Source organism: Saccharospirillaceae bacterium (assembly GCA_022448365.1).
Lineage (GTDB): Bacteria > Pseudomonadota > Gammaproteobacteria > Pseudomonadales > Oceanobacteraceae > Bacterioplanoides.
Window position 1 is genome coordinate 1,396,631 of sequence record JAKVCS010000003.1, and the last position, 13,316, is coordinate 1,409,946.

8 protein-coding genes are annotated in these 13,316 nt (G+C 50.3%); 5 read left to right on the top strand and 3 right to left on the bottom strand.

The features are described from left to right. The first annotated feature begins 1 nt into the window (after position 1). Entirely contained in the window at positions 2-1,423 is a 1,422-nt protein-coding gene (locus MK185_09980) for an FAD-binding protein (GenBank protein MCH2040951.1), read from the top strand. A gap of 212 nt (positions 1,424-1,635) precedes the next feature. On the opposite strand, the gene MK185_09985 is transcribed toward MK185_09980, so the two are convergent. Then, positions 1,636-2,481: a phosphatase PAP2 family protein gene (locus tag MK185_09985; GenBank protein ID MCH2040952.1), complete on the bottom strand. Its 846-nt coding sequence runs from the start codon at positions 2,479-2,481 to the stop codon at positions 1,636-1,638. Positions 2,482-2,607: 126 nt separating this feature from the next. On the opposite strand from MK185_09985, the gene MK185_09990 reads away from it, so the two are divergent. Both MK185_09990 and MK185_09995 read left to right on the top strand, forming a co-directional pair. Continuing rightward, entirely contained in the window at positions 2,608-3,510 is a 903-nt protein-coding gene (locus tag MK185_09990; GenBank protein ID MCH2040953.1) for an alpha/beta hydrolase, read from the top strand. Between the two features lie 178 nt (positions 3,511-3,688). Further along, positions 3,689-4,774, top strand: a complete 1,086-nt coding sequence (locus MK185_09995; protein MCH2040954.1) for a BMP family ABC transporter substrate-binding protein — start codon at positions 3,689-3,691, stop codon at positions 4,772-4,774. Between the two features lie 80 nt (positions 4,775-4,854). Here MK185_09995 and MK185_10000 read toward each other — a convergent pair whose 3' ends face one another. Next, the gene (locus MK185_10000) at positions 4,855-7,869 is read right to left on the bottom strand and encodes an RICIN domain-containing protein (GenBank protein MCH2040955.1); all 3,015 of its coding nucleotides are present in this window, start codon (positions 7,867-7,869) and stop codon (positions 4,855-4,857) included. Positions 7,870-8,348: 479 nt separating this feature from the next. On the opposite strand from MK185_10000, the gene MK185_10005 reads away from it, so the two are divergent. Beyond that, positions 8,349-10,103 (top strand): GGDEF domain-containing protein, encoded by a 1,755-nt coding sequence (locus tag MK185_10005; protein MCH2040956.1) that lies wholly within the window; start codon positions 8,349-8,351, stop codon positions 10,101-10,103. Here MK185_10005 and MK185_10010 read toward each other — a convergent pair. Next, positions 10,096-11,940: a diguanylate cyclase gene (locus tag MK185_10010; protein MCH2040957.1), complete on the bottom strand. Its 1,845-nt coding sequence runs from the start codon at positions 11,938-11,940 to the stop codon at positions 10,096-10,098. The genes MK185_10005 and MK185_10010 overlap by 8 nt on opposite strands. Positions 11,941-12,113: 173 nt before the next feature. Between MK185_10010 and dapC the strand changes: the two genes are divergently transcribed. Continuing rightward, a complete protein-coding gene (gene dapC, locus MK185_10015; protein ID MCH2040958.1) occupies positions 12,114-13,307 on the top strand; it encodes a succinyldiaminopimelate transaminase in 1,194 nt (397 codons plus the stop codon). Positions 13,308-13,316: the final 9 nt, after the last annotated feature.

A 13,316-nucleotide genomic window follows, 5' to 3' on the forward strand; every position in this document is an offset into this window, starting at 1 on the left:
CATGAATTTTGATCGTATTCCAATGAGTCGCCGTAACCTGCTGAAAACCGCAGGGATCGGCTTACTGGCAGGTGGCACAACCACCGCATGCTCTAATCAGGAAAAGAAAGCAGCACCCGCTGGCATCATCGGTAAGGATGGAAGACGCGTATTACCCTGGAGCAACTGGTCGGGTAACCAGAATTGTCAGCCAAACGAGCGCTGGGTACCTAAAAATGAAGAACAGCTGCTGGATGCCATTCGCAACGCCAACCAGAATATTCGTGCCGTTGGATCGGGCCATAGCTTCTCCGGTTTAGTGCCTACCAATCAGACTCTGCTCTCTCTGGCTCGCTTGCGAGGTATCGAAAACGTTAATCCGGAAACCATGGAAGCCGATGTATGGGCCGGCACCCGTTTATCGCAAATTGGTAAGAAGTTGTGGAAACACGATATGTCGATGTTGAACATGTCGGACATCGACTCACAGGCATTTGGCGGTGCACTGGCAACCTCAACCCACGGTACAGGAAAGGATCTCGGCTCTCTGTCGACCCAGGTCACTCAACTGCGAATTGCTGATGCCGCCGGTAATATCACCGAATGCTCGCCAAGCAACAACGCCGATCTGTTCAATGCGGCCCGTAACAACCTGGGTGCGCTGGGTATTGTCACTAAAGCCCGCATCAAAGCCGACAAAGCTTATTATCTGAAAGAACACAGCTGGATGATGTCCAAAGACGAAGGCCTGGAGCGCGCCGAAGAGCTGCGCGACAAGCACCGCCACTATGAAATGTACGCGCTGCCACACGGCGACTACATGCTGGGCATCAGCCTCGACAAAGTTGAAGAAAAAGACATCCCGACCGAGCAACCAAAAGCCAGTGGCGATGCTTATGAAGCTTTCCGGATGTTATCCAATGTCATCGATTACGCTCCGTTTCTGCGCGCCTGGTTAGTGAACATGGGAGCCAGTGGTGTTGAACCGGAAACCCGCTACGGTAAATCGTGGGAGATCTACGGCAATCTGCGTGATATCCGTTTTAATGAAATGGAATACACGGTGCCGGCGGAAGTCGGACCACAGTGTTTACGAGAGATTCTCGACACTATTGAAAAGCAGAATATCCCGGTCGTATTCCCGATCGAAGCACGTTATATCCAGGGTGATGATGTTTGGTTAAGCCCGTTTTATCAACGTGACGGCTTCGCGATCAGCTGCCATAACTTTCACGATAAAGATTATAAAAAGTATTTTGCTGCGATTGAGCCAATTTTCTGGAAATACGACGGCCGACCGCATTGGGGCAAGATTCACACACTGAACGCCAATGAATTTGCCGCCCGCTATGATCGTTTCGATGACTTTAAGCGCATTCGTCAGGAAATGGACCCGGATGGTCGTTTCATGAACGATCACCTGCGTTACACACTGGGCGTTTAGCTCCAGCATCAGGGGGTAACGCAAAAGGGGTAACGCAAAAAATATGGAGTTCAAGGTAAAGGATTACCAGTGCACCTGAAATAGGCCATGCTTATTTCATCCAAGGGTAAAATTCGCGTCAACGATTTCACCCTGCTTTCAGCGGCCTTTTGTGGCCGCTTTTTTATTGCTACCGGTGAAACGGTCAGACAATGACATGCCCACTGAAGACCTTATACGGGTTTGCTACTATTACGGTTAATCAGCCTGAGAGCCAGCAATGCCAGCACCGTAATTATCACCGTTGCCAGAATGACACCACTGCCTTCAGCAACAAACATACTGAATAATTCGAAAGCTCTGGCCATGTGCTTAAGATTCAGCGCCAGTACAATCACAATAAATACCAGACACAGACGGAATAACCATTTACCGATTGATTCACTGCTTTTCAGTTTAAATCGGGCCCAATAAAAGCCAGCCCCCATCAAGCCTCCCCAGGCGATTCCAGCGGCAATATCCATCAGTAGATGCTGCTTCACCAGAACCGTCGATGCCATAATCGTAACAGGCATCCAGGCCAGCCATAACATTGGTCGGCCAAATTTAATAAACAATAAAATCCAGCAATATAAATTCAACGATACATGCAGGCTTGGACAATTATTGTAGTCAGTATCGCTGTACTGTTGGTGGTAAGTGAGCCGTGAAAAAATATCATCCCCGGTGGCGTAATCTTTATCCATATAAACCGGAAAAAACTTGAAAATCAGAAACGCCAACGACATGCCAATAATAAAGATACTGGCCCCCCAGAAATAATCGGCCTTGTGTTTAAACAGCAGCATGGGAATCAATACAAAAATATACCCAAGCGTATAAGGGACAATAAACTCCGGAATTAACGGCACCAATGCATCCCACTCGCTGTTGCCGTAAAATGACGTTTCGATATTATGGCCGCGCTGCCCCCACAGATAACCTACTTCAAAATAGATAAATACCAGGATACCCAGCAATACCCTCTGCCAAACAGGCAAATCCGGGCGCAAATGATTAAACCGGTTTAACACCATCATCTCCTTATTGTTCTCACGTCACTCGACAACTTGTCTTACATCACCCGCAGTTCGGCAAGATTGTCCCTGTTCAGGCTGGCGGGGTTGTGCACAATAACAGTATTCATGAAACTTGGAAGCATAAGCATGTTAATCAACTACTGGCAGAATATCAGTGACCTGATCAACGGTGAGCACTGGGGCCTGTCACTAGAAACAGTCAAGCAGCGGCATTGTCTTTCCGATTCTCGTTTCATTGAAATCGATGGTATGCAGGTACATTATCGTGATGTCGGCCATGGTCCGGTGCTGTTGTGTATTCATGGCATCTTTTCCTCCCTGCATAACTGGCTCGACTGGACCGATATTCTCAGTAATGAATACCGTATTATCAGTCTCGATATGCCGAACTTTGGTATCACCGGTGCACACCCAAACGGTGTCACCCAACATCTGTACAGTGATTTCCTGAATGCCTTTACCGCTGCTCTGGATATCCAGCAATGTGCGATAGCCGGAAATTCACTGGGTGGCTGGATGAGCTATGAATTCGCTTATCGTTATCCTGAAAAGGTCAGCAAACTGATTCTGATCGACAGTGCCGGATTTCTGTTTATTCCACCGATGGCGCTGGTTGGTATGGGAGTGCCATTCGCAGGCTGGTCTCTCAATCACACTGCGCTACCCCGCCAACTGGTACATAATCTGGTGAAAGGAACGTACGCCCAGCCACAGAAACTGACAGACACCATACTGGATCGTTATTACGACATGATGCGACGCCCGGGAAATCGCCAGGCAGGCACCAGAGTTATTACCTATATCCGTAATCACATCGGCTTCGATACTTCTTACCTTGCGCAGATTCAACAACCCACACTGGTGATGTGGGGCAAACAGGACAAATGGATTCCAGCCAGCCACCTGCAAAAATTTACTGACCGCATTCCAGGCGCCGAAGCCATTATGTATGACAACTGTGGTCATTTGCCGATGGAGGAATTGCCGCAGCAGTCCGCAGCCGATGTCCGAACTTTTTTGCAGAGCTGATCGCTAGACGGGAGACCTCTTGATCCCCCACTACCCTGTTCACAAAACACCCCGTAGTAAACCCAAAGGAGCGACTTTGCTTTTGGTAACCGCAGAGTTATCGGTTCCGTTTGATTTTTGACCAGTCAATCAGGAAAATGTGCCGACTATTTTTTGTACTTTGATTTGTAGGTTACCAATGCTGCAATTTTCCGGTCATTCTGGCACCATTCTTCGCTCTTTACTGTTGGCCATGGTATTTCTGACCAGTCTGCCAACTCTGGCTGCAATAAAAGCGGCATTTATCTATGTTGGTCCAGCTAATGCGGTTGGCTGGAGCCACCAGCACGAGCTTGGCAGGCAGGCCATTGAGCGCCAGTTTGGTAAAAGGGTTGAAACCAGTTTTGTTGAGTTTGTGCCAGAGGGTCGTGCATCCCGTCAGGTGCTGCAACAGCTGGCCGATGAAAACGACATCGTCTTCGCCACTTCCCTTGGTTATATGATTCCGTCGGCCAGTATTGCGCGCCAAAATCCTCAGGTTAAATTCGAACACGCCACCGGTAATCGCCGGGCCGATAATCTTGCCAACTATGCAACCCGCGCATACCAGCCGCGCTACCTGGCTGGCATCATCGCTGGCAACATGACCCGCAGTGGCAAGATCGGTTATGTCGCGGCGCACGCAGTGCCAGAGGTGATCCGTGGCATTAATGCCTTTACGCTGGGCGTAAAAGCCGCCAATCCAGACGCTGAGGTCGAAGTTGAGTGGGCAAAAGCCTGGTACGCACCGGAGAAAGCCACCCGGCTCGCCAACAAACTGATGGATAAAGGTGCCGATGTGATGACTCACCATACCGACTCCCCGGCAGTGGCTAAGGCTGCGGAAAAACGTCAGGTCTATGTGATTGGCTACCATTCGGATATGTCAGCATATGCGCCCGAGTATCATCTGGTTTCTGTGGTTCATGACTGGGCGCCTTATTACATCAAACGCATTCAGGCAGCACTGGATAACCGCTGGACAAGCAGCAGCGAATGGGCAGGTATGAAGGATTCAACCTCCAGGCTGAGTAACTTAAGCAATCAAATACCACCGCTTGTTCGTGCAGAAATCGAACGCATACAAGCCGACATTATTGCCGGAGAAAAACAGATTTTTGTTGGCCCGATTGTGAATCATCGCGGCCGAACACGTGTCAAAGAAGGACAGTCATTGAGCGATGATGAACTGGACCGAATGAATTGGTACGTTGATGGTGTCAAAGGTTCGCTGTTATTTTTCTGATCATAAAAAAGCCCTGCGAGATTGCTCCCACAGGGCCAACGCCTGACTAAGGCCGTCTTAAATCGTTGTTGTTTGCTGCATTAATTCAGCGTGCCATGCCAGCGCTGATTGGCGTTACCATGACCACGAAACATAATCAGCTCTTGCCCCGCGGCGTCCACTACCTGATTGGTATTCAGGCGCGCACGAAACAGGTTGTCAGAGAAGTTAAACTGCTGGTTTTTGTTGTTGGCATCGCAATCCCATAGCTGGAGTCTGGCATGGTCATTGGTATTGCCAGCCGGGATATCGAGGCACTTCGTACCGCGGACTTTTGAAATCACTAACCCAGTCGCCGGGTCGTATTTCCATTGCTGGTTGTCGTTATTGCCGCAGTTTTCCAGTCGAACGCTGTCACCATTATTACCACCCGGTGCCGTCATACACTGACCCGAGCTTTGTACCCGAAACTGCGCCCAGCGACCTTCGGGATGTTGCAGGCGTAACTCCCACTGTTGGTTTTCGCCACCGTGGTAGCGCCATTGGCCAACGTTGGCGCCATTACCGCTGCCGAACGCATCAGCCACAAACTGACCATCGTGCATGTTGGCAATTCTATTTCCGGAATAGGTCCAGCGCAGGTTGTTATGATCGATACAATCCCAAATCACAATTTCACCACCGTCACGCTGCTGACCACGGTTATCCAGACATTTATCGGGGTTGGCTTTATTGCGGAACATGTGCGCCGACTTATCCCATAACCATTTCTGATCATCAGCCGTCAGCTGACAATCCCACAACTGCACATTAACGCCGTTATTTACATTATTGTCGTCACCGGGAATATCCATACACCGGCCACTACGACGATCCACAATCGAAACATAGCTGGCGGCGGGATCCATATGCTTAGCCGAGTTATTGGTTACCGAGCGTTCCCACATCTGCAGATACGCCTCCGCCGAGTTCATGATTGCATCATAAACGCGACGGCTGGCCTGATTGCGAATATCTTCCAGGTGATCCGCTAATAAGCCGTAGTGTGCGACACCATCCGTGTTGTAATCGAAAATACGATTACCGGTTTTCTGCTTGTTGATGCGGGTGCCAAACTCAGTTTCGAAGGGATAAATGAGTGGGCTGTTATCGGCGCTATTCCGGGGCGCGGCCTGGGGACCAATGCCTCCCATATCACTGGAGAAAGCCACCGCATTGAGAAACTCCGTCTCCTCCACTAATGACAGGTAAGGGCTCAGACTGCCTTCAATGCCGTTAGAACTGCCGTTGTAACGCGCCAGAAATCCGCCTGCTTTGGCAATACGCTGATGCAATTTATGTGGACGCCAGCCCGGTGCGTGATTGAGATGACTGTGGGTAGAAACCACTCCGGAATAGTTACGACTTTCTACGATATCCATAATCGAACGGGCGGTCTTCGTGGAGGTGTGATCCAGCTCAATGATCATGCCTTTATCGATCATCCGGTTAACCAGATAATTCCCCAGCTCACTCAGACCATGGCGATTACAGTGAAATACACTTTCGTCATAGGTCGGATTCAGACCGATCACATTGAGGATATCTTTTAGCACGGGTAGCTTGCCGATGAGCGGGAAACCAGAAACAAACTTAGCCCCCTGAGTTTCTGCATCACAGCCCTGAGTTTCGAAGAAACGACCGGTCGACAGCCTCTGGCCAACGTTAATGAAACCATCTTCCATCCGTGCACCACCAAGCTTGTTATCAAAGCGGTGCAACGGGTACATCACACGAACACCGGCGTCGTAGATATCACGCAGCTGGCGTTCAATGCTTTCTTTATTACAGTGACTGTCTTTAAGGCCACAGTTGAACAGTTCAGAAGCCTCAATCCCCATCAGAACCGCCAGCTTACCGTCGGCAATCACCTGACGTGCCTGCGCCGGAGACGTGACAATACGGAAGAAACCTTTTCCTGGCCCTCCCTGCTGAGCATCGATGTAATCCTGCATTTCGCGTAAACGCTGAATCTGCAAATAGATACTGGCCATGGTGTTGCAGTTATTCGGGTTGATCCAGCTGGCCGGATTCACCGTTTTCTGCACGTTACACAGCACCTCATTTTCCACCAGGTGAGACACCAGAATCCGCTGCCCGCCTTTGTGAGCACGCTCAATCCATTTGTAGTACTGCTGCATGTGAGAAATCTGTCGGTGGTTTGGCCAGAACGGGAAGTCAGGATAGCCACGGGTATCGTAGCGATGATTGACGTCGTCATAGCCCATCAGGTTACCGATAATATCCAGTGCCCCTTGTGGCCCATGAACACCTTTACTGTCGTTCAGCGCGTTTTCAATACCGAAACGGTGAAATGGCTTACCGTGCAACATTTTCCCTCCCATAAACTCGTACGAGGTGATATGGGTATGTGGGTCAATAAAACCTCGTACTGGCTGGTCAACCGCAGTCTGATATGGCTGACTTTCAACCAGATTTAATTCGGCCTCAGGAAAGGGGCGGCAATCGTTTTGTGGTACCAGACGGAACGCTGTCTCGTTGTTCAGATTAGCCGGATTAAGGGCGTCAATAACGTATAAACCGCCATGGCGATAAGCACCGATATTACCGTAGTTATGCTGCAGTACTTTTTTTAAAGCTGGTCCATAAAAGCTGAAATGGATCTCGCCATTGTTCCCGGAATGGGCCGTCACTTTAAATTCGGCAAAGCTTCCGGCATAGCGACCAGACGACACTTCGTTCGGCAAGTGTGTGGCCAGGTAACGGCCGTCTTTATCTGTCAGCATGTAATGCGAGAAGCTGGTTGGCTTAAAGTAGAAATGTGCCGCTTCGCCAATGTTGTTGGCGGTAAAGTTATAACTCAGGCCATCGTCCACCAGCGCGGCGGCCTTTTTGAAACGGCGCATGTATTTACCGTTTTGTGGCGATTGTACGGCGTAACATCCCTGAGCCAGTCCATAAACGGCATCTAATGCCTGCTGCTCTCCAAGGTTGGGAGAAGGTGCTGGCGGGGTCTGAGAAAATGCAACGGCGTTGGCGGCACCGAGCAGACCGGCCGTTAAAACACCGGTCGCCAATGTCGTATGACACCAGCGTTTTAGTTCATGTTGTTTCATGCTGAATTCCTGTGACGTGTCACCGCCTTAGCGGCACGTGGTTATATGAGGGCGATCGGACAGCTGCAACGGCGCCCTCTGTTTTTATTGTTCACTGTTTGCTGAACTCCCGAGCCTGCGAGACAACCCGGAAGCCGCCACAGAATGACAACGATGAACGCCTCAGTAATAGGAAAAATCGGGTCAAGGTGTGTGCAAACAACTCAACCGCTTTCAGGCATCAGGATCAGAACTGTGCAGAAAATAAAAAAAGTTTATGCATTACCTCAAATGCAACAAACGAACGGCTAAAACCATAAGTTAGCCACTCGTTTCGATGTGCAAATGACGCAAAACGTCATCATCCGACGGCCACAAGATGAATACTCATAGAGCCTCACTTCAACTGGAAAAATTACGCCAGACCATTCGTTTAGTGGTCATATTTCTGTCACAGCGGCGCTATAGGGTGTTGTTGATAATTTTGCTGAGAACTGTTTATGGCGCCGCAATCGCTTGAAGTCAGTTTGGAAGATCTACTCAGCAGGGAAGCCATATTTACTGTTTTACAACCCATCGTAGACCTGAGGAACTTCCAGGCTCTGGGCTATGAAGCCCTGAGTCGCGGAGAGCCAGGGCACATGCTGCAGCGACCCGACCTGATGTTCCAGGCGGCACAGCAATTCGATCAGGTGACTCAACTGGAACGATTGTGTCTGCGCTCAGCACTGTTCCACTTTTGCCGCACTGATGTTTCTGGTTTGTTGTTTGTTAACATCACTCCGCAGAGTCTTGATCAGCTGGCATTTGAAGAACGATTATTGATGCAGCGCCTGGAGGAGTCGGCAGTCCGGCCTTCTCAGGTCGTATTGGAAATATCAGAGCGTTTTCCAATTACCCACATGGATCTCTTTATTGAACAAATCGGACGGCTCAAATCCCTTGGCTTCAGTATTGCTATCGATGACCTCGGCAGTGGATATTCCGGCCTTAAGTTATGGTCGGAGGTAAAACCGGATTTCGTCAAAATCGATCGCCATTTTATTGATCGGATTGATCAGGATACGGTCAAGCAGGCCTTTGTTACTTCCGTGGTGGATTTATGCGAACAGCTGAAGTGCGAAGTCATTGCTGAAGGGATCGAGCAACCTGCTGAGCTGCAGTTAATTCGCAGTCTGGGAATCCATCTTGGTCAGGGCTACCTGCTGGGGCGACCACAAACAAAACCTCAGGTATTAACGCCCAGCGGTGAACGCCAGGAGCATCGGCGCCGCAGCGGCAGGCCGCTAGAGCGACCAATATCTCAGCTATGCCAACCGGCAACCTGCATCAGTGCCGATGCCAGCCTGGCGGAAGCGGACGAGCTGTTTCGCCATGATCAGCAACTGATGTCACTTCCAATCATAGAAAACGAACGACCGGCCGGTCTGTTGCACCGACGCAAACTGCTGGAAATGTTTGCTCTGCCCTATGGTCGCGCCCTTTATGAACGCAAAGTGGTCTCATTACTGATGCAGCAAGACCCGTTAATCGTCGATTCCGCCATGAGCCTTGAAGCAGTCAGTAAAATCATCACTGACGACGAAGACCATTACCTGCGCCAACATTTTATCGTCACTCACATGGGACGTTATCAGGGTGTGGTCAACACCAAAGACTTACTGAAGTGCATCACCGACAGCCAAATACAAAAAGCCCGCTACGCTAACCCTCTCACGTTGCTGCCGGGCAACGTGCCTATTGATGAAGAAATTGAGCGCCGGCTGCGACTCGACAAACGCTTCCACCTTTGTTACGTCGATCTGAACTTCTTCAAACCGTATAACGACCATTATGGTTATCGTCAGGGAGACTCCGTACTGCGATGGCTGGGCACTTTATTGCAGCAATACTGCAGCAATGAGTGCTTTATAGGTCATGTGGGTGGGGATGATTTTATTGTGATTACCGAGCGCGACGACTTTACCGCCCTGTGTGACGATTTAATCGCCGCCTTTGATCGGGACAGACGTGATTATCACAACGAGCAGGACTGGCAACGTGGCTATATTTGCGGCAGTGATCGCAATGGCAACCGCGGCCAGTTTCCGCTCCTGGGAATATCGATTGGTATTGTGCCATCATCATTAATTCGTGACGGTAGCGCCCAGCATATGGCCAACCTGGCGGCCAAAGCGAAAAAACAAGCCAAGCAATTTACCGGTAGTGCACACTATTGTCTTAGCGGACACGAAGAGCAGCCATTGATCAGCTGACGCAATAACTGTTGCGGCCGGTGCGTTTCACGTCGTACATGGCTTCATCGGCTTGAATAAGCAGCTCTTCCCAGCTGTCCTCTCCCAGGCGTCCGATGGCGATGCCAATACTGGCTGTTACGTTGCGCAGATCTGGATACTCGTCAAAGTGCAGTTGCGTTAACGCCGCCTGCAGGCGTCTGGCATACACCACAGCACCTGGCTGATCACAATCCAGCAACAACAATGCAAACTCTTCACCACCAAGACGTCCAATGCGATCCTGGTCCCGTGCCAGTTCACGCAATAACTGGCCAAAACGTTTCAGCACATGATCACCTGCCACATGACCATGATGATCATTAATGTGCTTAAAATGATCGAGATCGATCCAGAGCAGCGCAACATTGACCGATAACTCTCCTAACTGCTTCATCTGCTCAATAAACGCCCGCCGGTTTAATAACCCGGTTAAGCCATCAACATTGGCCAGAACCTGTAATTGGTTATTTGCCATTTCCAGAGCATGAGCCTTGTCAGCGAGGTCGCGGGTGCGCAATTCCACCCGCCGCTCCAGTTCGCGGTTGGCCGATGCCAGTTCGTGACTGAGGAATTCAATCTGACGCCGCTGCCTGACTCTCAGACTGAGAAAGTTGCTGGTCTGCGTCAGAATAAACAACAGCAGACCGGTGCCAATCCAGGGGCTGCCCTGAATCAGCTGATTGTTCAGCATCAGGTCATGCACCACTGACCCAGCCAGGGCGATCAGCCCGGTAAACAACAGCAATGAGCCATCACGACGACGCCAACTGATCTGCAATAACAATAAACAGCCAATCAACACCAGCAGTAACAGCATAATGCTGAACAGTCCCAGCAACTGGGTAAACCACAAGGTTGGCAGAACCAGACACAGCAAAACGCAGAGCGCAAATGGCAATGAAATTAACACACTGCTGCCACGTTTCAGATCTTGTGGGAAGCTGTTATGAATCCAGGCCAGAAAGAACAGTGGGCTGATCAGCATCGAGACGTAGGCCAGGCGCATATGTAATGTCCAGGGCAGCTGCATGTCCAGCAACCAATAAAACGGTGCATTACCAACAATGCCGATGCGCAATCCTAATGCCAGCGCCAGCAGCCCCAACCACAACCCGGCACGATCTTTGGGGTCGACCAGGTATTCCAGAATCAGCAACCCCGCCATGATGATCATCAACAACGAGATCAAGGCATCGTACAGCTGATGGAAATAGAATTGCTCAGTCAATGACTGGCGCAGACCCAATTCAATTGGTTGCCAGGGGCCGCCACTGTTGTGATGGAAATTGCTGACCTCCAACACCAGATTAAGCTCGTTCCCGGAGGCTGTCCCCAGTACAGCCCAACGATTTCCGATGTAGGCTTCAGCATCACGGGCTTCGGTGGCAACTCGGCCCCCTTGCGTAATCAGTTTGCCGTTGGCGAATAAACGAAAGGCAGTAGACACCTCGGGAACAAACACGGCAAATTCCTGATCAGGCGGAAGTTGTGTCACTTTCAGGTAGAAACTGGCATAACCCTGCCCAGAATGATGCCAGCCCGCCGTTCCACTGGAATCCCAGGTCGACGGTATAACAAACCAGGGGGCACCTGGCTGTCGCCGTTGCGCAGGAGAATCAAAGCGCTGCCAGGAAAACCCCCATTCTCCGTTCAGCACCAGATTACCGGATTCCGGTGACCAGTCTGCTGCATTTAATATCCCCTGCCTGGCAACCGGTTCCGCGAAGGATGCATTGGCAGCTGTTGTTGGCACAAGGAGCAACAGCAAGATTGCAAACATCATGGCCAAGCGATACGAGCGTAAGTAAATTCCCATAGTTCAATGTAAAGCCAACCGGTCAGCGACTGACCTGGCTGGTACTGAGCTTCCTGCGTAACGATCCAATTATTATTCTCAGTGTATTTTAACCGATGCAACAACGGCAGCAGCCGCTATCACAAACTGGTATACTGCCGCCCTGAATAACGCTTGCAGAACACTGGTGTGGTATGAACCCGGATCTTAACAAATTACAGCCTTATCCGTTCGAAAAACTGACAACACTGAAAGCGGCCGTATCGCCAAATACCGAGCTGCCACACATTGCTTTATCGATTGGTGAACCCAAGCATCCAGCGCCGGATTTTGTCCAGCAGGCAATGACCGATAACGTGAAACGGCTGGAAAATTACCCAACAACCAAGGGGCTTCCTGAACTGAATCAGACGATTGCCGATTGGTTGCAACGACGTTTTTCGCTTGAGACGATCGACGCGGTTTCTCAGGTCATTCCGGTTAACGGCACTCGCGAAGCTATTTTCGCCTTCACACAAGCGGCGGTTGACCGCTCAGCCAGCAATCCTTTGGTCGTTAGTCCAAATCCGTTTTATCAGATCTATGAAGGGGCCACTTATCTGGCTGGAGCCACACCTCACTTTTTGCCCTGTTTAGAAGCTAATGGCTTTATGCCCGACTTCGATAATGTCGCGCCTGAGATATGGGATGACTGCCAGCTGTTGTTCTTATGCTCACCGGGTAACCCAACCGGTGCAGTGATTCCATTTGAACAACTCGCCAAACTGGTTGAATTGGCCGATAAACATGACTTTATTATCGCCAGCGACGAGTGCTATTCGGAGATTTTTGTCGATAGTAAAGAAGCACCAATCGGGCTACTGGAAGCGTGTCAGCGTTTAGGCCGCCACGATTACAAACGTTGTGTGGTATTCCATTCATTGTCCAAGCGCTCCAACCTGCCGGGACTGCGTTCAGGTTTTATCGCCGGTGATGCCGACTTACTGAAACCTTTCCTGCTGTATCGCACCTACCACGGCTGCGCCATGCCGATCCAGACTCAGCTGGCCAGCATAGCTGCCTGGAACGATGAGCAACATGTCGAGGAAAATCGCCGCCAGTACACTGAAAAATTCCGCGCGGTGCTAGAGATATTGCAACCGGTTGCCGACGTTCAGCAAACCGATGCCAGTTTTTATCTATGGCTGAAGACACCGGTGAATGAAGAAATGTTTGCCCAGCAATTATTCGCCCAGCAGCACGTGACAGTGCTACCTGGCTCCTACCTCTCACGTAAAATTGACGGTATCAATCCGGGTGAAGGCCGAGTACGAATGGCACTGGTTGCCAGCGTCGAAGAATGTACTGAGGCCGCCCAGCGTATTAAAACCTTTATCGAAACTCTTTGATTCAGACAT